Here is a 25038-nt window from a genome sequence, read left to right on the forward strand (position 1 = left end):
CTGGCGCGCCAGCATGGCAACCGTGGCGCCAACGGTGGCGCCGACGGTGGCTCCCCCTCGTCCTGGCCATGCTGCTTGCCGGTTCGCTGCACGGCGCTCTGGCGCAGGCCCTCCCCTGGCACATCACCTCGGCGCAGCTACGGATCACGCCCGGCGGCACGCTCGACCGGCTTCCGCCGCAGCTTGCGCTGCCCGCCACTGGCGAAGGATGGCAGGACACGCCATTGCCGATGGTGGTGCCGCGCCACGTGACTCCCGATGAGGTGGGGTCAGGCCACATCGAGACAGTCTGGGTGAAACTGGCGCTTCCGGCGGCCAGCGCCGCGGCCGCGACCAGTGAGCCCCTCTACCTCTATGCGCCGCGCTGGCAGACCGTGGGACGTCTCACCGTGTATGCAGACGGCGAGCAGCTCTGGCAGTCTCGCGGCGGGCCGGTGTGGAACGGCTACAACTACCCCTTGTGGATCGCGCTCGGGCACGCGCCGCGCGACATCGTCATCCGTATCGATGTGATGGGCCAGGTTGGCGCCGCGCTGTCGTCCGTGCGGATCGGCACGCGCGAGGACCTGTTCTGGCGCTTCGCTGTACGCAGTTTCCTCCAGACGCAGTTTCCCTACCTGTCCAGCGGCGGCCTGCTTGCGGTGGGCATCTTCTCCCTGCTGGTCTGGCTCCGGCGTCGGGACGAAACGCGTTACCTGCTGTGCTTCCTGGCTGCGGGTGCATATTTCCTGCACACGCTCCAGTATCTGGTCGGCCAGGACCCCTTGCCGATTCCGGAGGCCTGGTTCAGCTGGCTGGCGTTCAACAGCATCGCCTGGCTGATCCTGGCCTGCTACCTGTTCATCTTCCGCTATCTGGGCCTGCGCTACCGGCGCCTGGAGACAGCGCTGTACGGCTCGGTCGTGTTCCTGGCCACCAGCACGCTGCCGTTGTCGTGGCTCACGCATGTGGTGTTCCTCTACCCGCTGTCCCAGTTGCTGCTGGTGGGGTTGAATCTCGTGGTGTCGATTGCGGCGTTGCGGGCCGCCTGGCGGGCCGGATCGCGCGAGGCGATGACATTTTCGGCCTGGAATGCGATGAGCACGCCGATCGCCCTGCATGACCTGCTGCTGCAGAACTACCGCATCGATATCGAGAGCATCTATCTGCTGTCCTACCTGGGATGCGTGCAGCTGCTGCTGTTCATGATCCTGATGTATCGCCGCTATATCAGCGCGCTGGATGAGGTTGCGCAGGCCAACGCCAATCTGTCGCTGCGTCTGGCGCAGCGGGAAGCGGAACTGCTGGAAAGCCATCGGCAACTGCGCGACGTGGAGCGCCGCGAGACCCTGACGCGCGAGCGGCAGCGGCTGCTGCAGGACATGCATGACGGCCTCGGGTCATCCTTGATCAGCGCCTTGCGCATGGTCGAGAAGGACGCCTCCGGCACGGCGCGCGCCGACGATATCGCCCAGGTGCTGCGGGAATGCATCGACGATCTCAAGCTGACGATTGACTCGCTGGAGCCGGTATCGACGGATCTGTTGCTCCTGCTGGCCACCTTGCGTTACCGGCTGGGGTCGCGACTCGAAGCCGCCGGCATCTCGCTCGCGTGGGAGGTCGACGATATCCCGCCGCTGCAATGGCTCGGCGCCCAGAGCGCGCTCCACATCCTGCGTATCCTGCAGGAGGTCTTCACTAACGTGCTCAAACACAGCCGCGCGACCGCGATCCGCGTGCAGACCTGCCGCGATGACGACACGGTGCTGGTGCGTGTACACGACAACGGCACGCCCTTCTCTCCTGCCGGGACGCCCCCGGCACATGGCGGCAGAGGGCTCGCCAACATGCAACGCCGCGCGTCGGCCCTCGATGCGGCGGTGTCCTGGCAACCGGACGCGAGCGGCACGTGGTTCACGTTGCGCCTGCCTGTCGCGCCCGTGACCGCATCGCTTGATGCGCCAGGCAACGGACTTGTTCCGTGATGTATCAATTCATGTTCATCGCCGTGCCTTTATCCCGCTAAAACGCCCCCCTAAAGTCTTTTCCCAGGCAACGACCTGATAACAATGATTTCATTGAGGAGAAGACAAATGTCACCCGTGACACGACCGCTGGCTGCATTTTCCACTGCCATGTTGTTGTGCGCGCTGAGCGGTACCAGCTCATTTGCTCAGACGCGTACACCACTGCAGACGATCGACTTCCCTCAGGGCTACCAGACGGTGAGTGTGATTGCGGAACTCGAGCCGGGTGCCTGCACGGGCCGGCATGCGCATCCAGGAGTCGAGAGCGCCTATGTGGAGGAAGGCGAGGCGGTTGTGAAGTTCGATGAGAAGCCGGACCTGTATCTCAAAGCCGGACGTCCGCTGCAATTCGCGCAAGGCGAAATGCATAACGTGTGCAATACCGGCAGCGTGCGGTTCAAGGCGATTGCCCACTACATCGTTGAGAAAGGCAAGCCACTGGTCTTGCGCGGGCAGTGAAATTGCGCCGTGATGTGCGGCGTGCATTCTGAAGAAAGGATTGATCATGCTGAGACAAGCAAAACTGGCGGGGGCGTTTATCCTGGCTGCCTGTATCTTCGTACTGGAAGGGGTGCCAGCCGCCCACGCCACCACAAAGCTTCCTGACCCCGCCAAGGCGGGGGTCGCCGAGAAGCTGTTCAGGCTGGATTGCGGTCGCTCCCTTGCAAACGACGAGTCGGTGTGGACGCCGGGCGCGAACGCTGGGCGCAGTATCGAATTCTCATCCACCTGCTGGCTGGTAAAGCATGGAGACGAATGGCTGCTTTGGGATACCGGTGTTCCTGAAGAAGCATTCAACGACCCCAAGGGGTGGTCCACGCTCCCTAAATTGATCGTCTATCACCTCGACAAGACACTGACCGATCAATTCGCTGAAATCAACCTGAAGCCAGGCGACATCACGCGAGTCGCCATATCGCACACACATGGCGACCACATCGGTAACGTGCGGTTGTTCCCCAGCGCCAGGGTCATGATGCAGCGGGCGGAGTATCAGTGGATCTACTCGCCGAACGGGCCAAACGACAATGTCAATCAACTGATGGCACTGGCGCGCAAACTCCTGGGAACGCCGAAGAACCTTCAGCTCGTCGACGGTGATACCGATGTGTTTGGCGACGGGAGCGTCATGCTCGTTTCCACGCCAGGGCATACCCCCGGCAGCCAGTCACTGCTGGTCCATCTCAAGAACGCCGGCTTCATCATCCTTTCCGGCGATGTCGTTCACCTGGAAGGGAATTTCGAGAAGAACATCGTTCCATCCCTGAATACGAATAGCCCTGAATCCATCGCTTCCATGGAAAAAATCAGGCAGTTGATGGCAAAGTACAAGGCGAAGCTCTTCATCAATCACGACAAGAAGCAATCCAACAAGTTGAAGCTGCTCCCGGCTTACTACGACTAAGGGCGTGGCGGATTGATTATTGCCCCGGCGAATCGCGTACGTTCGCCGGGGCGTGACCTGACAGGCATCGAATATCCCCTGAATCGCCGCACGTTGTGCGGTCGTCATCCGTGAGTCATGCGGGGTGGACGGCATAGCCGCCCTCTCCGTCGGCCACGCCCTCCCTCCCCCGCCGTTCAGAGCCATCCCCGCACGCCGCACACGCCCCACGCCCCATCTGGAGCGCGGCGCCACGTAGTCCGCAGCCAAGTGCTTATTGCGCCTCATTACGCCTCATCACGCCGTATTTCGGGTTAACCATGCTTGCAGTCTGGCGCCTTGCACCTTAGATTAATTGTTAACAATTAACTGTCAACACTGAAGTGAGCAGACATCATGCGAATTGAGCACTTTGAAACCCTCTCCTGCGACGCCGGATGGCGGAACTACTACTTCCTGAAGGTGGTGACGTCAGATGGCACTGTGGGCTGGAGCGAGTACGACGAGTCGTTCGGGCCTCCCGGCTTGACCGGCGTGATCGAACAATTGGGCGCTCGCCTGGTCGGCAAGTCGGTGTATGACCACGAGGAGGCCTATGGCCGGCTGGCCGCGTCCTTGCGCCCCGCCCCGCATGGGCTCAGCGCCGAGGCAATCGGCGCCATCGAAAACGCCCTGCTCGATGCGAAAGCCAAGAGCCTCGGTGTGCCGGTCTACCAGCTGCTGGGCGGCAAACATCGAGACAGCATCCCGATCTATTGGTCGCATTGCGCCACCTGGCGCATCAGCCATCCCACGCTGTACCCGCCTGCCATCGTTGATCTGGACGGCGTCAAGAAGGCCGGCGAAGACGCCCGGGCATCCGGGATTTCCGCGCTCAAGACCAATCTGTTCGTCAATGAGAATGGCAAGCCGCGCCAGTGGATGGCCGGATTTGGTTCCCCGTACGCGCCGTCTCTCAATGTCGACAAGGCGATGCTGCGTAACCTGCGCGCGCACCTCGAGGCACTTCGCGACGGCGCTGGCCCCGACGTCGATATCCTGGTGGACCTGAACTTCAACGCGCGTACCGAGGGTTACCTTTCGCTGATCAAGGCCATCAGCGACTTCGACCTGTTCTGGGTGGAACTCGACATCTACAACCCTGAGGCCATGGCGTATATCCGCCAGCGCAGCCACGCCCCGATTGCCGCGTGCGAAACGCTGTTCGGCATCCGCCAGTTCCTGCCCTATTTCCAGGCGCAATCGATGGACGTTGCCATCATCGATGCGGTCTGGAACGGCGTATGGCAAGCCATGAAGATCGCCAACGTGGCGGACGCCTTTGACGTCAACATCGCGCCGCACAACTTCTACAGCCATCTGTCGACGATGATGAACGTTCATTTTGCCGCGGCGGTGCCCAACCTGCGCGTGATGGAGGTGGACGTGGATCGGCTGGCCTGGGACGACCACTTGTTCACCCGAAACCCCGAGATCGTGAATGGCGCCATTCAGGTTCCGGATGCCCCGGGCTGGGGCTGCGATCCGATCGAAGACGCCCTGCGCGCCCATCCCCCGAAAGTGCGCCGGAGCCATCTGGGTCTGTAGGCCATGTAGGACCAGCACCGCAGGCCCGGTACCGCGCGCCGCAGGCGCAACAGCATGGGCGCGCGCTTCCCGCCGCGCCTGCCTCACCCCTCGACGCAACTTCCGAGATGGAGCGGAGACCTGTTGTGGATCGACACTGCAGGCTCCTCCCGGAAGCCACCGAATAGACAAACTGAACGGATAGCGAGAGCAATCATGAAGACGGCCTCCCCCTCTGCGGTATTGCCAGGCACGGCACCCGCTCACACACACGACGATGTGCAGCGCGCCTATTCCAAGGTGACGTGGCGCATTATCCCGTTCCTCTTCATCTGCTATGTGTTCGCCTATCTGGATCGCGTGAACATCGGATTTGCCGCGCTCCAGATGAAGCAGGACCTCAGCTTTTCCGATGCCGTGTATGGGCTTGGCGCCGGCATATTCTTTATCGGGTATTTCCTGTTCGAGGTGCCGAGCAACCTCCTGCTCGAAAAAATTGGCGCTCGCAAGACACTGATGCGCATCATGATTGTCTGGGGCGTAATTTCAGGAAGCTTCGCGTTTGTCACCACGCCCACGCAGTTCTACGTGGCGCGCTTCCTTCTCGGCGCTTTCGAAGCCGGGTTCTTTCCGGGCATTGTGCTCTACCTGACCTACTGGTTCCCCCCCATGATGCGCGGGAAGATCATCACGGTCTTCATGTCGGCCATCGCCGTGTCGGGCGTCATCGGCGGGCCGCTGTCCGGCTGGATCATGGCGAATATGGGCAGCGCTTCAGGGCTCGCCGGCTGGCAATGGCTGTTCATCATCGAAGCCATTCCCTCCATCATCCTGGGTGCCTTTGTCTACTTCGTACTCGCCGACAAGCCGGCCGACGCCAAGTGGCTTTCCGCCAGGGAAAGAGCGGTCATCATCCACGCCGTGGGTACGACGGGCGGCCATGGCCACGACGCCACCTTCTGGAGAACCCTTCGGGATCCGCGGCTGTATGCACTGTCGGCCATCTACTTTGCGATTGCGGCCGGCCTCTACATCATCAGCTTCTGGCTCCCGGCGATGATCCGCAGCTACAACGTGACCGACCCCCTGCATATCGGCTTGCTGACCGTGATTCCGTACGGCATCACCACTGCCGGCATGGTTGTCATCGGCAAGCATTCGGACAGGACGCGCGAGCGCCGCTGGCACGTTGCATCGGGCATGATCGTGGCAGCGCTCGGCCTGGTGACCGTGACGTACGTGCATGACAGCCTCACCCTCGCACTGACTGTGCTGTCGATCACTACCCTGGGTATCCTGACTGCCATGCCACTGTTCTGGACGATCCCGACCTCATACCTTTCCAGCGCTGGCGCGGCGGGCGGCATTGCGGTCATCAACAGCATCGGACTGATTGGCGGCTTTGCCAGCCCGTCCGTCCTCGGGTGGGTGAAAACCACGACGGGCTCGCTGGACTACGGCTTGTACACCTTCGCCGCGATCCTGGTGCTCGGCTCCGTGCTGCTGCTCCTCGCCATGCCACAGCGTCTGCTCCGAGAAGACACCTGACCCGGGGAAGCATGGAAATGCTTCCCCGGCTGCGAACACGACATTCTTGATGGAGAACTTCATGCGAATTCTAGTACTGGGTGCCGGCGCAATTGGCGGCTACTACGGTGGCCGACTGGTCCAGCAAGGTGCCGACGTCACCTTCCTCGTGCGTGCGGCGCGGCGCGCCATTCTCGAACGCGATGGCCTGAACATCCGAAGCCAGTATGGCGATTTCCACGCCCCCGTGAAAACCGTCACGCAGGAGGAGCTTGGGGGGCACTGGGATATCGTGCTGCTAACCAGCAAGGCCTATGACCTGGATTCCGCGATCGAAGCCATCCGCCCTGCCGTAGGGCCCGATACGGCCGTCCTGCCACTTCTGAATGGCATGGCCCATATCGATAAGCTCAACGCCGCCTTCGGGGCCGAGCGTGTGCTCGGCGGCCTTGCAAAGATCATTGTCACGCTCGATAGCGAAGGAACGATCCAGCACCTGAACGACTGGTGCTATATCAAGTTCGGCGAACAGTCCGGCATCCTGAGCGAGCGGGTTCAGACGCTTCAACGCGCGTTTCCCGCCGAGGGCGTGGTCGCGAGCGCCGTTCCGGACATCATGCGCAATATGTGGGAGAAGCTTGTCCACCTGTCCACCGTGGCGACGGTCACGACGCTCCTGCGCGCAAGTGTTGGCGAAATTGCCCAGGTAGCGGGCGGCACGGACCTCTTCTATCAAGTGCTGTTGATCCACGCCGAAGTGGCCGCGCGAGAAGGATATCCGATGACCGAGGCCTTTCTTGCGGAGTACCGCCAGTTGTTTGCCAACAAGGCATCGGCCTACGTGCCATCGATCCTGCGCGACCTGGAAAGGAAGTCGTCGATCGAGGGCGAACATATCGTCGGGTACATGCTCGCCCGTGTCAGGGCACATGGGCTGGACGATACCGTGCATCGTCTGTGCTGGATGAACCTGAAGGCGTACGAGCTGCGGCGCGCCAACGGCAGGCTATGAGCGCCCTGATTGTTAACAAATCATTGCCTACAATTAACAAGGGCCCCTTCCCACGGCGGTATCATGTCGGGCATGGCTCCCTCGGGCACCGGAATCGGACCACAGCGCCCGGTTATGCCGATGGAGTCACAATTCCCGCCTGGCAAATCGAGCAAACATGAATACTCGCGTTGAAATTGACAAGCGCAGCCTGGACCGACAGGCTGCCGACTGGATTCGCGACGCCATCTTTTCCGGAGATCTGGCGCCGGGTTCCAGGCTCACGGAAATATCCCTCGCGACGCAGATCGGCCTTTCCCGCTCGACGGTTCGCGCGGGCATGCAACGTCTGGCCAACGAGGGCCTGCTCATCCAGCACGCCTACACCGGCTGGGAAGTTGTGTCGCTTTCCGCTGAGGACGCCTGGGAACTCTATACGCTGCGCAGCAACCTGGAAGGGATGGCCGCACGGCTGGCCGCCGCGCGCATCGATGAGGCAGGCCGCGCGCGCCTGCTCAACGCCTTGGCGGACCTGAAGTCCGCCATTGGGGACAAGGATCCCCGACGCATCGCCCAGGCCGATCTCGCCTTTCACAAGACCGTTGTGGCGCTGTCGGGCCATCGGCGGCTCATCGTCCAGTACGGACTGATCAGCGACCCGGTCCTGCTCTATATCCTCCTGACCACGAAATTGATGGAGTATTCGCAGGCGATCTATGACGAGCACGAGCAGATGGCGGCGGCAATCCTGAGCGGCGACGCCGCGCAGGCGGAGAAGCTTGTCTGCGACTCAGCGCAGATGCATGGCGAGCGCCTCGTGAAGACACTGCAGGCGCAAAGCGAGGTTCAGGCGGCCTAGCGCCGCACTGACGATCACTCGGCTCGCTCCTCGATGTGCGTGTAGAGCTTGTTGACGATGACCCAGTCACAGCCAATCCTCAACATCGAGAGGAAGTCATAGTAGTTGTTGCCCGACACCTTCACGCGGACTTTGGCCGACGCCATCTTGCCGAGAACCTCTACCGACAGGATGGACATGCCGTAGGGATCATTGCGCGACGCAGGGCTCTCGCGGCTGGCAACGCCCTGCAGATAGGCCTCAAGCGTCTTCTGCACAATCTCGCCGCGCACTTCGCCAAACAGCAACGCATCAGGATGAAAGGTCGACTGCAATGCGTCGACATCCCCGTCGTAGATGGCGTCCAGGTAAGTCTGCAAGAGTTGAAGGATGCGCTGGTGGGCGCAGTCCACGGTCGCCTGGGTAGGTGACACGGTCATGATTTTCTCCTTGGGCGGGCGCAACCGACAGCCCTGGACCGCACTGTAGGCGCGCGAACGCGGCAGATAAACAGCACCGGCGGAACGTGTCTTTCTACGCCATGTAACAAGCCAGTCGACACCCGGGGCCGATGCACTATCAATGCAGCGGAACAATTGATTTGCGGCTGACCCCGATGATCCGGCGCGGTCGATTGCCCAGAATTGTGAGCATCCACCCGTCGCGGACGCATTGCGGAATCTCGGGTGCCACTCACTCCTCTTGATTAGCCGCCATGACATTCCACGCACCTGAAGCTGCAAGCGCAGCGCAAGAGCACTGGGCCGACGAGTTGCCGCAAGCCCTATGGCTCGACGCCGCCGAGCTCGACGAACTCCCCTATACCTTCATCTGGCGTTCGGCGCACGAAGGGAACACCCGCCGTGCCAGCACCGGAGGGCGCCATGCTGAATCCCTCTGACACCCTGCCCCAGACCAACCCCGGGTTCTCGCGCATGTTCGCACCTGGCCGCCTGACGCTCGGTGTGCTGTTCGCGATCGAGTCATACCCGGGCGATGCGCCCACGATGGTCGACCAGATCCGGCTGGCGAAGCGGGCCGAGCAAGCGGGATTCGCCGCGCTGGGCGTGCGGGACGTGCCGTTGCGCGACCCTTCCTTCGGTGACCTCGGCCAGATCTTTGATCCCTGGACGTGGCTCGGATACGTTGCCGGTCAGACGTCATCGATTGCGCTCTTTACCGCAGCCATCGTGCTGCCGCTACGGCACCCGCTGCACACGGCCAAAGCGGCAGCCAGCATAGACAGGCTGACGGGAGGCCGACTGGTCATGGGGATTGCCTCCGGCGACCGCGCTATAGAGTTTCCGGCGTTTGGCGTAGAACACGCCCAACGTGGCGCGTTGTTCCAGGAACAGGTTGCCTACCTTGAAAACGTGTGGGGCAACGCCTATTCACAAATCCACGGCACGTACGGCACGTTGCATGACGCGGACCTGGTCCCCAAGCCGGTTGCCCGACGCGTGCCGCTCATCGTAACCGGCCACAGCCAGCAATCGATCGATTGGATCGCGCGCAAGGCTGACGGCTGGATCACCTACCCGCGCCGCATGGATCTCCAGGTGGAAGTGATCCGCCAATGGCATGACGCCGTCGCGGCTACGTCGCCGGGCAAGTTCAAGCCTTTTGCGCAGCCTTATCACATTGACCTGACGGCCGATCCCGACGTCTCTCCCACCCCGATCCACGGGGGCCATCGCCTGGGCCGCAGCTGGCTGATGCGGCACCTGGAGACGCTCGAACGCGCGGGCGCGAACCATGTCCTGTTCAACCTGAAATATGGCAATCGCGCCGCCGAAGCCGTACTCGAGGAACTCGCCACGCATGTGACGCCCCGCTTTCCTGCCTTGGGCACGGCTTGATACCACGGCCGCCGCCGCACAAGCGGCGCATCGAGCATACCTCGCAACGACAGTCATGACACGGTGTCAACGACCATGAAGCGTCAATTCGACGATCTGCAACTTGGCAGCATCGAACTCTTTTGCCTGGCCGCGGAGCTCAGCAGCTTCACGGCGGCAGCGGTGGCTGCCGGCGTCACACCCGCTGCGGTAAGCCGCAGCGTTTCACGCCTTGAAGAGCGCCTCAACATTCGTCTCTTCGTGCGCACGACGCGCCAGATCCGTCTGACCGATGAAGGCAGGGCGTACTTCGAGCAGAGCCGCACAGCGCTTGCGCTGCTGGTAGAGGCCGAGCGGCACATCGGCGGCCAGCATGCGACGCCCGCTGGACGCCTGCGCATCAGCCTGCCCACGCCCTACGCGCACTATCGGGTGCTGCCGGTGCTTCCCGCGTTCCGGGAGCGCTTTCCCGAAGTCGAGATCGACGTGCACATCAGCAACCGGAACGTCGACTTCGCCGACGACACCTATGATCTGTCGATTCGCGGGCGGGCACCCGACGATTCGGCACTCATTGCGCGCAAGCTCGAGGACGCGGAACTGGTGGTCGTCGCCACACCGGACTACCTGAGGCGGCGCGGCACGCCAAAGTCGCTTGACGATCTGCTTGGGCATGAGTGCATCCAGTTTGAACGCCCAAGCAGCGGGCGCCGCATTCCGTGGACTTTCCGCCAGAATGGCGAAGACGTGAACGTGATCACCACCGGCACATACGCCGCATCCGAAGACGTGCTGGGCGGTGCAACGCTCGCGCGCGCGGGCGCCGGCCTATTCCAGACCTATCGCTTCGTGGTCGAGGAAGACTTGCGCGATGGCACGCTGGTGGAGGTGCTGAAAGATCTCGGCGGCAGCTCTCGACCATTCATGCTGCTGTATCCGCACGCCCGACACATGTCGACCCGCGTGCGGGCCTTGATTGACTTTCTGATCGAGAAGTTCGCGCCCTAGGCAACGGCGCGCTCACGCCCTTGCCGGTAGCCGGTGTGGGCGCTGGCATTCTCCCCGGTACGCGGCGACGCACTGACAGCCCGCCCCCCCGCCTCCAAAACGTCACATTTCGATCAACACCCTGTCACGAGTGCTGCTCAGAATCACGGGCTTTTCGTGGGTCAACAGGGAAGTCGCAATGCAAAGCAAGACACCGGGCAAGCCAACCACAATCGATACCGTCAAGCTCGAGGGCATTCCAGACCGCCAGCGCCGCCTGCTGCTCAGGGCCGGCCTTGGCATGTCGCTCGGCACCTCGGCCCTGCTGGCCGCCTGCGGCGGCGGCGACGATGCCGCGCCCGGCACGCCGGCCACGACGCCCGGCACCACGCCGGGCGGTGGCACGCCGTCGGGCAAGGTCTCGAGCTTCGCGCTCGCCGTGCTGCCCGACACGCAGTTCTATTCGCGCTACGCCACCACCGACGAGAACCTGCAGTTCCAGCGCAAGTACGGGTCCACGCCGTTCCTGGCACAGACCAAGTGGATCACGCAGAACGCCGCCAGCCTGCGCATCCCGTTCACGATCCACCTCGGCGATGTGGTGGATCAACAGGGCAAGCCGCTGCAGTGGCAGATCGCCGACGAGGCCATGGAAGTCATGGAGGCGGCCCGCGCGCCGTACTCGATCCTGGCCGGCAATCACGACGTGATCTCGGACGTGGACTACGTCAACGCCGGCAGCCAGGCGTCAAACACCGACGCGCAGCGCAACCTGGCCAACGAGCCGTACCTGAAGACGTTCCCGACCACCCGTGCGCAGCGCCAGGCCACCTTCGGCGGCCGCGATCCGTCGGGCTTCCACGAGTACCACTTCTTCGAGGTGGACGGCAACCGCTTCATGGTGCTGTCGATGTCGTGGCGCGCCTCCGACGCCGCCATCACCTGGGCGCGCAACGTACTCAAGCGCTACCCGAAGGTGCCGGTCATCCTCTCGACCCACCAGCTGCTCAATATCGGCCCGGATGGCGTCAGCCCGCTGGAAGTGCCCTACGGCCTGATGCTGTGGGAGACGCTGATCAAGGACAACGACCAGATCTTCATGACGCTGAACGGTCACTACCATGGCGCGGCGCACCTCACGAAGACCAACGACTTCGGCAACCGCGTCGAGGAAATGGTGGTCGACTACCAGATGGCGTACATGGGCGGCAACGGCCTGATGCGCCTGTATGAGTTCGACCTGACCAACAACAAGATCAAGGTCATCTCGTTCTCACCGTGGGTGCCGCAGAAGCCCACCGAGACGCTGAACGAGTTCGACGTGGCGGTGCTGACCGACAAGAACCAGCAGTTCGAGATCGACTTCGATTTCCGCAAGCGCTTTGCGCGCTTCAACCCCGACTTCGCCACGCCGACGGCCGGCAACGACCCGATCAACGACCGCGCCAAGGCCGCCATCCTGGCCAACTACACCGAGCCGAGCGTGACCGACAAGAAGGCCGCCGCCGACACCAACGACTACCCGCAGGTGGCCTCCACGGTGGCGCACTGGCGCTTCTTCGGCGGTGCCGACGGCGCGGCGGTGCCGGTCGGCCAGGTGATCGACGACCTGACCGGTGCCAACCCCCTCTCGCGCGAGGCACTGGCCAACGGCGGCGCGGCGCAACTGGGCGACATGACGTGGTCGAATGACCACCACTACCTGTCAGCCGCCCCGGGCAGCGTGAAGTTCGCCAACTCGGTGAACAGTCCCCAGCGCATGAGCTACTTCGCCACGCAGACCACGGCGGCACTCAATGCGATGACGTTCGACAACGGCTACACCGTGGAGGCGTTCATCAAGGTGCCGGCGTCGTGGACGGCCGGCAACAATGCGTGGATGAACATCATGGAGCGCGAGGGCCAGCGCAGCGCGGTGACCGGCTTTGGCAGCGGCGACGGCGACGAAAGCCCGCTGATCTTCGCCATCTCCAGCCTGCGCGAAGTGCAGTGGGAAGTCACGCCGAGCACGGCCGGCACCAAGAACCCGGCCGCGAACTGGTCTGGCGAGATCATCGCCGAGAAATGGGTCCACGTCGCCGTGGTCAACGACCCGGCGAAGAACGAGACCGTGATGTACGTGGAGGGTGCCCCGGTGCTGCGCAACGCGTCGAACACGCGCGGCATTGCCGCCGTCAGTGCCACCAGCCGCTTCTTCGTGGGTGGTGGGGTCTACGGCAACGTCCCGTCCAACGGTTTTCTCGGCCAGATCGGCGAAGTACGCCTCTGCACGGAACCGCTGGCGTCAGACAAGTGGCTGACGGCGCGGCGCGCCTGAGCTGAGCTGCGCTGAACTACTTCGGCGCCAGGCGCAACAGGCCCATGCCGCCATGCGATGTTGCATGGCGGCACGGGCCTTTCTACACCAACGCCAGGCTTATTGTGGCTGGAGACTGCTCCGCTTCGCCATCGCGCGGAACTTGCCGGTCTCTGTCTGCAGGAAGCGCTGCGAGTCAGCCACCGAGCTGGGCTTGGCCACTTCCGCACCGGTCGCCTCCAGACCGCTGACCACCTGCGCGTCCTGCAGCGTTTCGACGAGCGCCTGGTGCAGCCGTGCCACCACGGCCTCTGGCGTGCCCTGCTTGAGGCGCTGGAGCATGCCCGGTGGACTCTGAACCTGTCCCCGGGCAGCCAGAGCGAGACGTTGCTGGAATGGCTGCGGACGAGCGACCTGCCCGTCCCGCGCCAGATCACGGCGTGCACGTCGCCCACGCTGATGACGGAGCTGATGCGTCGCACCGACGCCATCGGCTACTGCCCCACGCAGTTGCTCACCGATCCGATGTATGGCAATGGGCTGCAGGCGTGCGCGGCGCTGTCGCCGTTGCCGCCCCCGATGCTGGTCGGCCTGATCGGCCTGCGCGCGATGCCGCTGGGGGCGTCGGCGCGCATGCTGGCCGAACTGTTTGTCGGCTACCTGGCGCCATAGGACCCTGCGAACACGCAAAGCCCCGGCTTTCGGAAAAGTCCCCTGCGCCGCACAGCCGTAGTGTGGCTCCAGTCATTGATCCAGACAGGAGCCGCCCATGCTTTCCACACGCCGCCCTTCATTGCTGCACCGCCCGCTGGCCGCCATGCTGCTGGCCAGCACGCTGCTGGCCTCTGGCTGCGCCGAGTTCGCGCCGCCGGGCAGCGTCTACAGCGCCGGACAGACCTCCCTGCCCCAGACGGTGACGATGGCCACGGTCGAGCGCGTGCGTGTGGTGCAGATCGATGACAGCAGCCAGGGATCGAGCCTGGCAGGGGAACTGGGCGGCGGCCTGCTGGGCGCCGTGGCCGGCAGCGCGATCGGGCACGGTCATGGTTCGCTGCTGGCAGGTGTGGCCGGCGGCCTTGCCGGCGGACTGGCAGGGCACGAGATCGAGTCGCGCGTGGAGCGCCATCCCGGCTATGAAATCACGGTCCGGCTGCCCGACGGCCGGCTGCAGGCGATCACCCAGCCGGCATCCGAAGGCAGCTTCTACCCCGGCCAGCGCGTGCAGCTGCTATGGTCGGAAGACGGCAAGGTGCGGGTGACGGCCTGAGCGGCCAGGGAGCGCGGCGCGGCGGCTGCGCGGCGGTCAGACCTTGACGGCCGCGAACAGAATCAGCGCGGCGATCGGCGAGGACACCAGCGAGATCACGGCGCTCTGCTTGAGCGTGGCCTTCAACATCACGACGAAACCGAACGAGAACGCCACGAACGTCACCACCCAGGTCACGAGCGTGGCGGGACCGGACAGCGATCCGCCCGTCAGCTTGGCCATGGCCGCCGCCGCGATGGCGTTGAACAGCAGTGCCACGAATACGGCCTTGAGAGCCTCGGTCACGGTTGGGTCTTCACCCGTCACCATCCTGGCGACACGGTTCGGCTATATCGGCCTCGCGCCGAGATTCTTTCGGGGAAATGGAAATTCCCCCAGGCGGAGCTGATGAACTGACCGAAGGTGCCGATAGGCCATCGGCGCGAAGCCCGGAGTGAACGGCTTTGGGCTGGGTCAACGCTGCCGCCAACGTTTGCGCGTCACCACGTCGGCGATCTTCTCGCCATCGGCGACGCGGCGGATCTCGCACCAGTGCGCGATACCATCATGGTGGTGCTCCACGACGCTGAATGACAGCTTCAGCGACTCACCGACGTTGACGTTGCCGTGGAAGAACAGGTCACGCTGCGCAACCGTGGGCGGCTCGCCGAACCGCAGCCACTGCCATTCGGCGCGGTCGACCATCGACTGGAAATTTGCGAAATAGAGCAGGTCCGCGCCATTGAAATCGGCATAGGGGCACGGCAGATACTCTGCCGTGTGCCGCGCCGGTTCCAGGCTCTGACGTATGCCCAGGTGCTCGCCCCAGGCACCGGCTCGAAAACGCTTGGCGAGTGTCACTAGTGCATCGGCAGATTGCGCCACGGCTGAATCGGGCTGCGTGTCCTGCTGCGGAAAGGCTGCCCTGACAACGGAGCGATTGTCGCGCTCACGCTCGCGCCGGATAAAGGTGGACATCATCTCGACGTCCACACACCGCGTCCCGTCTGCCACCAGCACGTGGCGGCTGAGATGGCGCGCACCCGCGACGCGGTCCAGCCGCGTATCGATGCGAAACGCCGCATGCTCGCCGAGCGCCTCCAGTGAGGCATCGCGCACGCGAATGGCGAGGAATGCTGCATAGGCGATATTGCCATCGGCGTCGCGGAACTCGGGCACGGCCTGGCCCGCGCGAGCCGCCAGCGCCTGCCAGTGCAGGTCGCCGCAGGTCTTCAGCAGCCAGTTCTCCGAAAGCCCGGTGTATGAAAGCTGCGGCATGCCCGCGACATAGTGCACGCAACCGTGCGCGCGCCCAATGCTCATGTCAGGCTGCCCGTTGATAGCCGGCGTGGCGCTTGCCGATCAGGTCGGCGAGATGCCCGGCGTCGCGCGCGATACCCGAGAAGCGACCCGAGCCCCAGGTATGCAGCCACGGCAGGCCCAGGAAGTAGAGACCATCGTGCGGCGTGACGCCACGCACATGCCCTGGATAGCCGCGTCCGTTGAAGGCCGGCACGTCGAGCCAACTGAAGTCCGGTCGAAAGCCGATGCACCAGATGATGGCGCCAATGCCCGCATCGCCAAGCGCCAGCGTGGTGCGTTCCGCGTCCGGCTGCCACACCGGCACGTACACGCTGGCGGGCGGCGCCTCGATGCCGTTCTTCTCAATATACTTGTCGATGCCGGCATTGATGCGGTTGTAGGTCTGGTCGGCGTCGTCGAGACTGGCCGCGAGATTGGGCGAAAAATGCAGCGCGCCGTCCCGATAATCCTCGAGCACGCCATACAGTTCCATGCCCTCGGTGGCGAATCTTCGCAGGTCGATGTCGCGTCCGCCGTCCCGGCCGGTAACGTAGTGGTTGGTGTTGTCCCGCACGCCTTCACGCAGCGGGTGCTCGCTGACGGGCATGTCGTAGTACTGCATGTCCGCGAGCCAGTCCACCACGTCGCGTCCACGATAGAAGCGTGCGCAGCGTGGAGCCTCGCCCACGGCCAGGATCACCTGGCGCCCGGCCAGGTGCAAGTCCTCGGCGATCTGCGCGCCCGACTGGCCCGAGCCCACCACCAGCACTGCGCCTTCGGGCAAAGCCTGCGGATTGCGGTACTCGGAGGACTGGATCTGACGGATGCCGGCGGGCAGGCGCTCGGCCATGCGCGGCACGATGGGGGCGTGATAACCGCCGGATGCCACCACCACCTGGTCGGCACTGAATTGCCCTTGCAAGGTAAAGACGTCGTAACCCCCCTGCGGCCGCGGCGTGACGCGGCGTACCTCCGTGTGCTCCAGCACCGGGGCGTCCACCATGGCGATGAAGCCGTCGAGGTAATCGATGATCTCGTCCTTTTTCATGAAGCCGTGCGGGTCGTTGCCCCGGTACGGGTAACCCGGCAGCGCGCATTGCCAGTTGGGGGTGACGAGGCAGAAGGCATCCCAGCGCTGGCTGCGCCAGGTATGCGTGACGGTGTGCTTCTCGATCACGAGATGATCGATACCGGCCTGCTTCAGGTAGTAGCTCATCGATAGTCCGGCCTGGCCGCCTCCAACGACGATCACGCTGTAGTGATGCGCGGTGGCTGCGGGCTGAGACGGTTCGGGTGTGCTGGGCATGATGAATTCCTTTGTGTGCGTGGTTGTGGATGTCTTTTCGCTCACTGCGCTGGCGTTGGCCTCGGCGCTGGCGTTGGCGATGGCGCCCCGGCGGACGGACGCGGTCACCTAGCAATCAAAGCCGATCAATCGCACGCTGGCGCCCGGAGCAGCCTGCCATCGTCGCGCAGTGCTTTCCATCGCTTCCAGCTCGGCCATGGCGGCGGTGCATGCATAGCCGTACTTGGCGCGCACGCGCTCCGAAGCCTCGCTCAGCGCCAGGCGCGCCCGCCTCATGAATTCGTCGAGCGGATAGTCCTGGCCCGCGTCGAAGTAATCAGTGACCACCGAGGATGGCGAGTAGCAGTTCGACTCCGTCAGGTCGGGCCAACGGACGCGGAAATAGGTGACTGGCATGTGAGGGTCTTACGGATGGGTGTCGGTCGTGGCGGGCGTCAGGCGCCCGTGGGTTCGGCTTCACGTGGCACGATAAATGGGTCGCCTGCAAAGTCCCAAAGCACAGCGCGCTGTGCCATGGAGCCAGTGCCTGCGCGGATGTTGACCAGGCGTGTGTCGTCGATCGTCCCGATCTCGGCACAGGCGATGTCCCGATCCTGGAAGCGCATCAGGACTGCCGGCACGTGCGCCTCGTCCACAGCCAGTAGGTAGCCGAAGCTTGGGAACGCCGTCAGCCAGCGCGCCAGGGGCACGCCGAGCGGCAGCGGGATCGCACCCAGATCGATGTTCGCGCCTACCCCCGAGCATTCCAGCAGCATCAGCGCTGTGCCAAGGGTGCCTGCCATGCTGATGTCCTTGGCTGCGTCGCAAAGCCCTTCCTCGGCCAGCGCTGGAAGTACCTCCAGATCCGCACGCAGGCGGCCAGCTGGCGCCGTCGTCGACGCATTCCAGAAGGGATAAGGCTCGGCAAACGCGCCGCGCAGATCTACCGCCATCAGCAGACGTTGGCCGGGGCGCGCGGCGAAGCTGGACAGCAGTTGGCGCGCGCGGCCGAGAATGGCCACTGCCAGTTGTGCACGGTCGCTGCGCGCATTGCTGTGGCCGCCAACAATGGGCACGCCATAGGCGGCCGACGCCGCAGCCATGCCTGCGAGGATCTCCGCCGCATTGTCCAGGCCTTCGCTCCAGATCGCATCGACCACAGCCAGCGGCCGGCCGCCCATCGCGTACACGTCGCTGACATTCACCATGACGGCGCTGTAGCCAGCGAACCAGGGCATCGATTCGACGAAATCGCTCACCATGCCCTCGATGGCGAACAGCAGGTAGCCGTCCGCGTCGGCAATGGCGGCACAGTCGTCGCCAATGGCCACGGCCTGACCGAGGTCTTCGGTGCCGTTGGGCAAGGCGCGGCCCAATGACGACAGCATGCCGGCAATGTCAGTCTTGTGTGCGAATCCGCGGCTGGCACGCAGCGACTCGACCAACCGGCCGAGGTCGAGATCCAATGCCTGATCTGTCATTGCCGGGCCCTGCCTTCGACGATAAAGCCCGTGCACGGCGTATGGCACGGCGGGTAATGATTGAGGTCGGCCTGCATCAGATGATGCGGGCGCCCGAGCATCGTTTCCTCCGACAGCACGCTCCAGTGCAAGCGCCGGAATAACGGCACATTCTGGCTTTGGACGTGTGCCAGGAAGCGGCGGCAGCCAAGCGCGTGGGCGCTGCTCACAGCCAGGCGGATCAGCGTGGCGCCGATCCTGCTGTGGCCACGAAACGCGTCGTGTACGGCGAGCCGGGATCCAAACCACACGCTCGGCTCGCTCTCGTGGATGCGTACCGTGCCGACCACGGTCCCGGGGTTGTCGGCATCGTCGGGATGGTGCAGCACGGCCACAAGCGGTTGCGCGACATCGTCCACGACGTCGCGGTCGTCGCCACTGAAGATGCCCTGCTCGTCGCAGAACACCGTGCGCCTCAGCCGATAGGCCTGCTCGACTTCCCAGGGTGCCTCCGCCCAGCGGACGCGAAATGTCGGGGCCACCGGCACCTCGATGCAAAGCTCGGTTTTCATGCGGCGAGGTCCTCGTAGGATGACAACGACGAGCACGCGCCGCACTTGCCGCAACCGGCCTTGATGTCGGCCGATCGGATGCCGCCGGCGCTCACCATGGCGCCCAGTGGCTGCAGCACCGACTTCATGAATTCGGGTGTAGGCGCTGGATGGTCTTCGAGGGGCGTGCCAGAGATGGGCACGAACGGCACCACGAACGGATAGACGCCGATGTCGACGAGTTCGCGCGAGATGGAAAGAATGGCCTCGGCCGTATCGCCGAGCCCCGCTAGGATGTAGGTACTGACCTGGCCGCGGCCGAACACGGCCACCGCCGCCTTGAACGCCTCCATGTAGCGGCTGATGGGAACAGAGGCCTTGCCGGGCATGATGCGTTCGCGCACCGTCGGCGTGACCACTTCCAGGTGCATGCCGAGCGTGTCGATCCCCGCCGCCCGCATGCGGCTGAACCAGCGGTCATCGTCGGGCGGCTCGCACTGCGCCTGAATCGGCAAGTCCACTGCCGCACGGATCGCGAACGCGCTGTCGCATAGGATGGCGGCACCGCGATCGGGCGTGGGAGGCGTCCCCGTGGTGAGCACCATGTGCTTCACGCCGTCGAGCAGCACGGCCGCGCGCGCAACTTCGGCCAGTTGCTGTGGCGTCTTGTGTGCAACCGTGCGGCCTGCCGCCAGCGACTGTCCGATTGAACAGAACTTGCAGGTCTTCTTCCGACTCTCGTACCGGATGCAGGTCTGCAGCACCGTGGTGGCCAGCACATCGGCCCCATGCAGCGTGGCGATATGGGAGTACGGCACGCCGTCCAGCGTCTGCATCGCGTAGAAGCGCGGGGTCTTCGGAAAACTGATGCTGGCGATGGGTATCGTGCCGCGCGATAGCTTGACCGTGCCGTGCGCGTCGGGCGCCGACGCAGCAAACGGCGAGTGCCATGCGGTGTTGGTGTGTACCGGCACCATGATTGTCACGCCATCGATGGTCACCGCCTTGTGGTCCGATGGCCCCGCCCCGCCGCGGCGGCTCGCGGCCCCCGCGCGCGGATCATCCAGACGCATCCCGACCGATTGAAGTTCAGTCATCAACTGCCGGATCGAGGCCGGCGTCGTCTCGCTGGAGTGCATGTTGGGTGCTCCCGTTGATGTTGGTAGAGGCGGCTGCCATCGGCGATGCTGTGACTGCCGGACGGTCGTTGATGGCAAGGCTAAGCAGTTCCGGGCGTGCATAGTGGCCCACCGAGTCCATCATGCGCTTGCGCTTGGTGATCAGCGACATGTCGAGATCGGCGATGACCATGCCTTCGCCCTCGCGCAGTGGTGTGGCCAGGTGCTGGCCCTCCGGCGAGACGATGGCTGTGTTGCAGCCACCACGCAGCGCCTTCTGCAGCACGGGGTCGGTGGTAACCGAGGCGATCTGGCTCTCCGTCAGCCAGCCCGTGGCGTTGACAACGAAGCAACCCGACTCGAGCGCGTGATGACGGATGGTCACGTCGATCTGCTCGGCGAAGATCGGGCCGACCAGCGAGCCCGGGAACTGGCTGCAATGGATTTCCTCGTGCTGGGTCATCAGCGCGTAACGTGCCAGCGGGTTGTAGTGCTCCCAGCAGGCAAGCGCGCCGACTCGGCCGATGGTGGTGTCGGCCACCTTCAGGCCTGCAGCGTCACCTTGGCCCCAGATCATCCGCTCGTGGAACGTGGGTGTGATCTTGCGGCGCTTTACCGCGAGCTTGCCATCTGTATCAAAGATAAGCTGCGTGTTGTAAAGACTGCCGTGGTCGCGCTCGTTCACGCCGAGCACCACCACCATGGTGTGTCTGCGCGCGCGCTCGGCCACGGCATGGGTAACGGGGCCAGGTACCACCACGGCCTGGTCGTACAGCCGCATATGATCAGCGCCAGATTGCACCGGCGGCCGCACGAAGGAGAAGTACGGGTAGTAGGGGACGAACGTTTCCGGGAAGACTATCAGCTGCACGCCCTCGCGGGCGGCGTTGTCGATGGCCTCGCAGACTTTGGCGAGCGTCCCGGCGCCGCTCTCCAGATCGGGCGAGATCTGGACGGCGGCGGCCCGCACGATGCGTTTCTGTGACATGGCGATACCTGTTCCGTTTGGCTTGATGTGGCGGTGGTGCTCGCGGTGGTGCTCAGACGGTCCAGGTGTCGATGATCACGGCGTTGTCGCGTACGTGCAGCAGCTTCAGATCCAGCACGTCGAGCGGGTTGATCGGGCGCACACCCTCGATGAGCGATGCCTCCCCGTGGCCGTACAGCGCTTGCAGTGCGAAGCGGCATGCATAGACCTTGCCGCCTTCGGCCATGAACTTGGTCAGTTGGTTGTTGAAGTTCAGGTGCCCCGGGAACGCTTCGTCGCCGAGCGTGGGGAATCCGCGTTGCAGCCCGAGCGTGACGCCGGGCCCATAGAGCAGAATCGACGTCTCGAATCCCTTGCGTTGCAGTCGCGTGGCCTGAAGCATGTTGACGAAGCCAATGGATCCTTCGAACGCCACCGTATGGAACGTGACGAGCGCCTTCTGGCCCGGCTCGGCCTTCACGTCTTCGAACACCTTCTCCTCGTAGTCGACCAGGAAGTCGCCTTTCTTGTGTGCGGGCTTGTTGACTGCGGGCATGCATGACTCCATTTCGTTGGGTTGGTCGATCAATCGATGCGATGGCCTGACGATCAATCGATCGGCTCAGGGGCGGCCGATGGAGGAGCTTGTGCAATCGATATGCCCATCGGCGCGGGTGGCCATGCGATCAATTGCCGATCAAGCAGGAAAGCCCGAGTTGATCGCATCAATGATCGGATGCGAAGCATGCCGAGATCGTGCTGGCGTGTGGCTTCAGCGCCACCCTGTGCAAGCAGTCCGCATGCACGGTTCCGTGGAATCTGGCGATGGCATGCACACAATCCGTGCCGGATCGGGGTAGCTTCGCACCATCAATGAACGGATCCGATGCGATCAATAGGGCACGATTTATGCATTCAATCGAACACCGTCGGACAGTGATCGATTCACCGGAGCCACCGTTGTCAGCCCTCACCATGCACTGGGAGAAATGCATCGCAGAAAGCGCCAAGCCGGCGTACCTGATGATTCCCGACCTGATCGAAGAAGCATTACAGAGCGGGCGTCTGCAAGCGCGCGACCGGCTTCCGGCGTTACGCGATCTGGCCAATGCGCTACGGCTCAACTACACGACCGTGGCGCGCGGCTATAACGAGGCGCGCAAGCGCGGCCTGATCGATACCAAGGCCGGCAGTGGTACCTTTGTACGAGGCCGCGCACCGTCCATGCCATTGCGCGGGGGCACCGGCGCCGAAATGACCATGAACAATCCGCCCGAGCCGGCGAGCATGGCGGCGCGGCTGCGCGAATCGGCTGCGCAGTTGATGGGAGCGGCCGACCCTTACACCCTTCTGCGCTATCAGGACTTCGGCGGCACGCCCGCCGACCGGGCGGTGGCTACGCGCTGGCTCAAACGGTTGGTTCCCGCGTGTCGCCCGGAGACGGTGCTCATCACACCAGGCATCCATAGTGCGCTGGTGGCATTGCTTTCACAGCTTGCGCGGCCGGGCCAGCCGATCTGCGTGGATACGCTTGCTTATCCCGGTATCAAGGCAATCGCCGCGCAGCTCGGCGTGCATCTGCAGGCATTGCCCGGTGACGAGGACGGGCCGCTTCCAACTGCGTTCGAGTTGCTGTGCAAGTCGCAGAAGCCCTGCGCGTTCTATTGCAACCCGACCATCCAGAATCCCGGCACGCGCACCGTACCGCAGGCACGGCGCGAACTGCTGGCCGATGTCGCCCTGCGCTACAGCGTGCCGATCATTGAGGACGATGCGTACGGAATGCTGCCGCCGAACGGACCGGACGCGTTCGCTACATTGGCGCCGGAGCTCACGTACTACGTGACCGGCTTGTCCAAGTGCTTTGGCGCCGGGCTACGGATCGCGCTCATCCACGCACCGACGCCGCGCCAGACGCAGCGGCTCGCCGGCACACTGCGTGCCACCACGGTGATGGCGAGCCCGTTCAACACGCTGCTGGCCACGGCTTGGATCCAGGATGGGACGGTGGACGACATGCTCAAGGCGTTGCGGGCCGAGAATGTGGCGCGCCAGGCGATTGCACGTGAGGTACTCGGCGAGCGGCGCTTCGAGGCCGATCCGAACGGGTTCCATCTGTGGCTACCCATTCCTGCGGCAAGCGCATGGACCCCGTCCGAGCTTGCGCTGCACCTACGCTCGCGTAGCATTGGCGCGGTGTCGAGCGTAGCGTTTTCCACGGACGGCAACCCTCCCGATGCGATCCGTCTCTGCCTCGGTGGCCCGGGCGATCGTGATGAAATCGAGGAATCACTGCGGATTGTGGTGGACACGCTGGACGACCCGCATCACCTGCATTCGGCGATGCTTTGAAGTCCAGTCTCCAGGGTCTTCCCGGCGCCGGCACAGGCCGGCCGGCCAATTCATCGGTGAATCGATCGGTCGTGCATCGAGCGGTGGTGCATGAATTCACAAGCGTCGGCAGGACCTGCCAACGCTTGTCACCGCCTACAGATTCACGCGGATGTTGTTGACCACCGAGCTCACACCTGGCGCCGACCACGCTGCGTTCATCGCGGCCTCGCGCTCGGCCCACGTGCGCAGGCTGCCACCCAGGGTGACCACGGCACCTGCGACGGCCACCGTCACCTGCGCGGCATCGTTTACCGCCTGGCGCTCGATGGCGGCCTTGATGCGCGCACTGAGGTCCTCCCGGCTTGCCTGCGGGCGGGTGCTGATCGCGTTGATCACGTTCTTCACACCGAGCAATCCCGACACCGCGCGTTCCGCGGCCATGCGCTGGTAGTTCCAGTCCACGGTTCCAGTGAGCCGGACTACGCCCTGCTCCACCGTCACCTGAACGCGATCAACCGGAACGAACGTATTCCACGCCAGCACATTGGCCACCGCCCGCGCGATATCGCCATCGGTACGCGCCGCATCGGCGGGCAGTCGCACGTCGATCTCCACAGCGAGCGCCTTCACGCCCGGGATGCGCCGTATCGCTTCTTCCGCCGCATTCTTCTCGGCAAAACTCGCCAGGTGCCCGGTCAGCGTTACCACGCCGTCGCGCACCTGCACGCCGATGCCGGCAGCATCGACTGAGGGCTCCCATTCCAGTTCCTCCAGAACACTCTCCTTGAGTTGCGTATCGTCTTTCATGCCTGACTCCCCTGTGTCGTTGCCATTTTCAACCCGGCGCCACTACCTGGCGGTACCCCCAGCGCGCCACTACACGCGCAGCGGCGGCTGCACGTATCCCGAACGCTCACGCTCCTGTTCATTGCGCACGAGCGCGGCCAGCATGCTCCAGTCTGCCGCGATTGCGCCGAGCAGATCATCGAGCGAGACCACGCCGGTCAACGCATCGCCGTCGAGCACGCCGAGCCGGCGTACGCCATGCGATAGCATCAGCTGCATCGCATCCTGGATCGTCGCCTGGCTGTGGATCGTCACCAGACCGGGCGTCATCGCATCGATCACGCGCGCCAGGCACGGGTCCGCACCCATCGCGGCGCCAGCGAGCACGATGTCACGGTCCGTCAGGATGCCCACCACGCGCTCGCCGGCCGGCGTGCTGTCGGTCACCACCAGGCTTCCGACGTGCTTGTCACGCATCTGCACCGCCGCCTCCTGCAGGCTGCAATCGGATGGAATGTGCACGGCTTCGCGTGAACAGATGTCCTGAATATTCATG

The 25038-nt window shown here is 64.0% G+C and carries 27 protein-coding genes; 14 read left to right on the forward strand and 13 right to left on the reverse strand.

Features of this window, described 5'->3' with window-relative positions:
- Positions 1-68: 68 nt before the first annotated feature.
- The 7 genes from KHO18_RS08275 (at position 69) to KHO18_RS08305 (ending at position 8333) form a co-directional block, all read left to right on the forward strand.
- Positions 69-1964, forward strand: coding sequence for a sensor histidine kinase (locus tag KHO18_RS08275; RefSeq protein WP_211942982.1), 1896 nt, complete (start codon positions 69-71; stop codon positions 1962-1964).
- A 108-nt stretch (positions 1965-2072) separates the two neighbouring features.
- Positions 2073-2465, forward strand: coding sequence for a cupin domain-containing protein (locus KHO18_RS08280; RefSeq protein ID WP_144198711.1), 393 nt, complete (start codon positions 2073-2075; stop codon positions 2463-2465).
- Between the two features lie 46 nt (positions 2466-2511).
- Positions 2512-3411, forward strand: a complete 900-nt coding sequence (locus tag KHO18_RS08285) for an N-acyl homoserine lactonase family protein (RefSeq protein ID WP_211942983.1) — start codon at positions 2512-2514, stop codon at positions 3409-3411.
- Positions 3412-3786: 375 nt separating this feature from the next.
- Positions 3787-4977 carry a mandelate racemase/muconate lactonizing enzyme family protein gene (locus KHO18_RS08290; protein ID WP_144198716.1) on the forward strand — a complete coding sequence of 397 codons (1191 nt, stop codon included), beginning with the start codon at positions 3787-3789 and terminating at the stop codon, positions 4975-4977.
- Between the two features lie 195 nt (positions 4978-5172).
- Positions 5173-6504 carry an MFS transporter gene (locus KHO18_RS08295; protein ID WP_144198718.1) on the forward strand — a complete coding sequence of 444 codons (1332 nt, stop codon included), beginning with the start codon at positions 5173-5175 and terminating at the stop codon, positions 6502-6504.
- Positions 6505-6565: 61 nt separating this feature from the next.
- Entirely contained in the window at positions 6566-7495 is a 930-nt protein-coding gene (locus tag KHO18_RS08300; RefSeq protein ID WP_211942984.1) for a 2-dehydropantoate 2-reductase, read from the forward strand.
- Between the two features lie 157 nt (positions 7496-7652).
- Positions 7653-8333: a GntR family transcriptional regulator gene (locus KHO18_RS08305; RefSeq protein WP_211942985.1), complete on the forward strand. Its 681-nt coding sequence runs from the start codon at positions 7653-7655 to the stop codon at positions 8331-8333.
- Positions 8334-8347: 14 nt separating this feature from the next.
- Here KHO18_RS08305 and KHO18_RS08310 read toward each other — a convergent pair whose 3' ends face one another.
- Entirely contained in the window at positions 8348-8752 is a 405-nt protein-coding gene (locus KHO18_RS08310) for a nuclear transport factor 2 family protein (RefSeq protein WP_186296870.1), read from the reverse strand.
- A 275-nt stretch (positions 8753-9027) separates the two neighbouring features.
- Between KHO18_RS08310 and KHO18_RS08315 the strand changes: the two genes are divergently transcribed.
- The 4 genes from KHO18_RS08315 to KHO18_RS08330 all read left to right on the forward strand — a co-directional run bounded on the left by KHO18_RS08315 (position 9028) and on the right by KHO18_RS08330 (position 13454).
- Entirely contained in the window at positions 9028-9213 is a 186-nt protein-coding gene (locus KHO18_RS08315; protein ID WP_211942986.1) for a hypothetical protein, read from the forward strand.
- Positions 9197-10171 carry an LLM class oxidoreductase gene (locus KHO18_RS08320; protein ID WP_144198728.1) on the forward strand — a complete coding sequence of 325 codons (975 nt, stop codon included), beginning with the start codon at positions 9197-9199 and terminating at the stop codon, positions 10169-10171. The genes KHO18_RS08315 and KHO18_RS08320 overlap by 17 nt, the downstream gene beginning before the upstream one ends.
- Before the next feature lie 75 nt (positions 10172-10246).
- Positions 10247-11158, forward strand: a complete 912-nt coding sequence (locus KHO18_RS08325) for a LysR family transcriptional regulator (protein WP_144198730.1) — start codon at positions 10247-10249, stop codon at positions 11156-11158.
- Positions 11159-11336: 178 nt separating this feature from the next.
- Entirely contained in the window at positions 11337-13454 is a 2118-nt protein-coding gene (locus tag KHO18_RS08330) for a LamG-like jellyroll fold domain-containing protein (RefSeq protein WP_144198732.1), read from the forward strand.
- 99 nt (positions 13455-13553) lie between these two features.
- Here KHO18_RS08330 and KHO18_RS08335 read toward each other — a convergent pair whose 3' ends face one another.
- The gene (locus KHO18_RS08335; RefSeq protein WP_211942987.1) at positions 13554-13775 is read right to left on the reverse strand and encodes a tripartite tricarboxylate transporter substrate-binding protein; all 222 of its coding nucleotides are present in this window, start codon (positions 13773-13775) and stop codon (positions 13554-13556) included.
- Between the two features lie 45 nt (positions 13776-13820).
- Here KHO18_RS08335 and KHO18_RS08340 point away from each other — a divergent pair, with 45 nt between their 5' ends.
- Positions 13821-14105 carry a hypothetical protein gene (locus KHO18_RS08340; RefSeq protein ID WP_211942988.1) on the forward strand — a complete coding sequence of 95 codons (285 nt, stop codon included), beginning with the start codon at positions 13821-13823 and terminating at the stop codon, positions 14103-14105.
- Positions 14106-14202: 97 nt separating this feature from the next.
- Positions 14203-14700 carry an outer membrane lipoprotein gene (locus KHO18_RS08345; protein ID WP_144198736.1) on the forward strand — a complete coding sequence of 166 codons (498 nt, stop codon included), beginning with the start codon at positions 14203-14205 and terminating at the stop codon, positions 14698-14700.
- Positions 14701-14736: 36 nt separating this feature from the next.
- On the opposite strand, the gene KHO18_RS08350 is transcribed toward KHO18_RS08345, so the two are convergent.
- The 9 genes from KHO18_RS08350 to KHO18_RS08390 form a co-directional block, all read right to left on the reverse strand.
- Positions 14737-14985, reverse strand: a complete 249-nt coding sequence (locus KHO18_RS08350; protein WP_144198738.1) for a hypothetical protein — start codon at positions 14983-14985, stop codon at positions 14737-14739.
- Between the two features lie 168 nt (positions 14986-15153).
- A complete protein-coding gene (locus KHO18_RS08355; protein WP_244844628.1) occupies positions 15154-16002 on the reverse strand; it encodes a Pnap_2097 family protein in 849 nt (282 codons plus the stop codon).
- A 1-nt stretch (position 16003) separates the two neighbouring features.
- Positions 16004-17287, reverse strand: coding sequence for an MSMEG_0569 family flavin-dependent oxidoreductase (locus tag KHO18_RS08360; RefSeq protein ID WP_144198855.1), 1284 nt, complete (start codon positions 17285-17287; stop codon positions 16004-16006).
- 108 nt (positions 17288-17395) lie between these two features.
- Entirely contained in the window at positions 17396-17683 is a 288-nt protein-coding gene (locus tag KHO18_RS08365) for an MSMEG_0570 family nitrogen starvation response protein (RefSeq protein ID WP_144198740.1), read from the reverse strand.
- Between the two features lie 38 nt (positions 17684-17721).
- Entirely contained in the window at positions 17722-18747 is a 1026-nt protein-coding gene (locus KHO18_RS08370; RefSeq protein ID WP_211942989.1) for a sll0787 family AIR synthase-like protein, read from the reverse strand.
- Entirely contained in the window at positions 18744-19298 is a 555-nt protein-coding gene (locus tag KHO18_RS08375; protein WP_144198744.1) for an MSMEG_0567/Sll0786 family nitrogen starvation N-acetyltransferase, read from the reverse strand. Before KHO18_RS08375 ends, KHO18_RS08370 begins: the two co-directional genes overlap by 4 nt.
- Positions 19295-20374 (reverse strand): MSMEG_0568 family radical SAM protein, encoded by a 1080-nt coding sequence (locus KHO18_RS08380; RefSeq protein ID WP_144198746.1) that lies wholly within the window; start codon positions 20372-20374, stop codon positions 19295-19297. Before KHO18_RS08380 ends, KHO18_RS08375 begins: the two co-directional genes overlap by 4 nt.
- Positions 20367-21383, reverse strand: coding sequence for a Nit6803 family nitrilase (locus KHO18_RS08385; protein WP_144198748.1), 1017 nt, complete (start codon positions 21381-21383; stop codon positions 20367-20369). Before KHO18_RS08385 ends, KHO18_RS08380 begins: the two co-directional genes overlap by 8 nt.
- 52 nt (positions 21384-21435) lie before the next feature.
- Entirely contained in the window at positions 21436-21918 is a 483-nt protein-coding gene (locus tag KHO18_RS08390) for an MSMEG_0572/Sll0783 family nitrogen starvation response protein (protein WP_144198750.1), read from the reverse strand.
- Positions 21919-22322: 404 nt separating this feature from the next.
- Here KHO18_RS08390 and KHO18_RS08395 point away from each other — a divergent pair, with 404 nt between their 5' ends.
- Positions 22323-23714: an aminotransferase-like domain-containing protein gene (locus KHO18_RS08395; RefSeq protein ID WP_144198752.1), complete on the forward strand. Its 1392-nt coding sequence runs from the start codon at positions 22323-22325 to the stop codon at positions 23712-23714.
- Positions 23715-23849: 135 nt separating this feature from the next.
- Here KHO18_RS08395 and KHO18_RS08400 read toward each other — a convergent pair whose 3' ends face one another.
- Together KHO18_RS08400 and KHO18_RS08405 are read right to left on the reverse strand one after the other, a co-directional pair.
- Positions 23850-24503: a BON domain-containing protein gene (locus KHO18_RS08400; protein ID WP_144198754.1), complete on the reverse strand. Its 654-nt coding sequence runs from the start codon at positions 24501-24503 to the stop codon at positions 23850-23852.
- Between the two features lie 69 nt (positions 24504-24572).
- Positions 24573-25037 (reverse strand): CBS domain-containing protein, encoded by a 465-nt coding sequence (locus tag KHO18_RS08405; protein ID WP_144198756.1) that lies wholly within the window; start codon positions 25035-25037, stop codon positions 24573-24575.
- Position 25038: the final 1 nt, after the last annotated feature.

The sequence above is a fragment of the Cupriavidus campinensis genome, assembly GCF_905397395.1.
Classification (GTDB): Bacteria; Pseudomonadota; Gammaproteobacteria; order Burkholderiales; family Burkholderiaceae; genus Cupriavidus; species Cupriavidus campinensis.

Bases quoted from the DNA above. Each gene is read 5' to 3' on its own strand.
- KHO18_RS08275 (WP_211942982.1), top strand. From the start codon at position 69: ATGCTGCTTGCCGGTTCGCTGCACGGCGCTCTGGCGCAGGCCCTCCCC.
- KHO18_RS08280 (WP_144198711.1), top strand. From the start codon at position 2,073: ATGTCACCCGTGACACGACCGCTGGCTGCATTTTCCACTGCCATGTTG.
- KHO18_RS08285 (WP_211942983.1), top strand. From the start codon at position 2,512: ATGCTGAGACAAGCAAAACTGGCGGGGGCGTTTATCCTGGCTGCCTGT.
- KHO18_RS08290 (WP_144198716.1), top strand. From the start codon at position 3,787: ATGCGAATTGAGCACTTTGAAACCCTCTCCTGCGACGCCGGATGGCGG.
- KHO18_RS08295 (WP_144198718.1), top strand. From the start codon at position 5,173: ATGAAGACGGCCTCCCCCTCTGCGGTATTGCCAGGCACGGCACCCGCT.
- KHO18_RS08300 (WP_211942984.1), top strand. From the start codon at position 6,566: ATGCGAATTCTAGTACTGGGTGCCGGCGCAATTGGCGGCTACTACGGT.
- KHO18_RS08305 (WP_211942985.1), top strand. From the start codon at position 7,653: ATGAATACTCGCGTTGAAATTGACAAGCGCAGCCTGGACCGACAGGCT.
- KHO18_RS08310 (WP_186296870.1), bottom strand. From the start codon at position 8,752: ATGACCGTGTCACCTACCCAGGCGACCGTGGACTGCGCCCACCAGCGC.
- KHO18_RS08315 (WP_211942986.1), top strand. From the start codon at position 9,028: ATGACATTCCACGCACCTGAAGCTGCAAGCGCAGCGCAAGAGCACTGG.
- KHO18_RS08320 (WP_144198728.1), top strand. From the start codon at position 9,197: ATGCTGAATCCCTCTGACACCCTGCCCCAGACCAACCCCGGGTTCTCG.
- KHO18_RS08325 (WP_144198730.1), top strand. From the start codon at position 10,247: ATGAAGCGTCAATTCGACGATCTGCAACTTGGCAGCATCGAACTCTTT.
- KHO18_RS08330 (WP_144198732.1), top strand. From the start codon at position 11,337: ATGCAAAGCAAGACACCGGGCAAGCCAACCACAATCGATACCGTCAAG.
- KHO18_RS08335 (WP_211942987.1), bottom strand. From the start codon at position 13,775: ATGCTCCAGCGCCTCAAGCAGGGCACGCCAGAGGCCGTGGTGGCACGG.
- KHO18_RS08345 (WP_144198736.1), top strand. From the start codon at position 14,203: ATGCTTTCCACACGCCGCCCTTCATTGCTGCACCGCCCGCTGGCCGCC.
- KHO18_RS08355 (WP_244844628.1), bottom strand. From the start codon at position 16,002: ATGAGCATTGGGCGCGCGCACGGTTGCGTGCACTATGTCGCGGGCATG.
- KHO18_RS08360 (WP_144198855.1), bottom strand. From the start codon at position 17,287: ATGCCCAGCACACCCGAACCGTCTCAGCCCGCAGCCACCGCGCATCAC.
- KHO18_RS08365 (WP_144198740.1), bottom strand. From the start codon at position 17,683: ATGCCAGTCACCTATTTCCGCGTCCGTTGGCCCGACCTGACGGAGTCG.
- KHO18_RS08370 (WP_211942989.1), bottom strand. From the start codon at position 18,747: ATGACAGATCAGGCATTGGATCTCGACCTCGGCCGGTTGGTCGAGTCG.
- KHO18_RS08375 (WP_144198744.1), bottom strand. From the start codon at position 19,298: ATGAAAACCGAGCTTTGCATCGAGGTGCCGGTGGCCCCGACATTTCGC.
- KHO18_RS08380 (WP_144198746.1), bottom strand. From the start codon at position 20,374: ATGACTGAACTTCAATCGGTCGGGATGCGTCTGGATGATCCGCGCGCG.
- KHO18_RS08385 (WP_144198748.1), bottom strand. From the start codon at position 21,383: ATGTCACAGAAACGCATCGTGCGGGCCGCCGCCGTCCAGATCTCGCCC.
- KHO18_RS08390 (WP_144198750.1), bottom strand. From the start codon at position 21,918: ATGCCCGCAGTCAACAAGCCCGCACACAAGAAAGGCGACTTCCTGGTC.
- KHO18_RS08400 (WP_144198754.1), bottom strand. From the start codon at position 24,503: ATGAAAGACGATACGCAACTCAAGGAGAGTGTTCTGGAGGAACTGGAA.
- KHO18_RS08405 (WP_144198756.1), bottom strand. From the start codon at position 25,037: ATGAATATTCAGGACATCTGTTCACGCGAAGCCGTGCACATTCCATCC.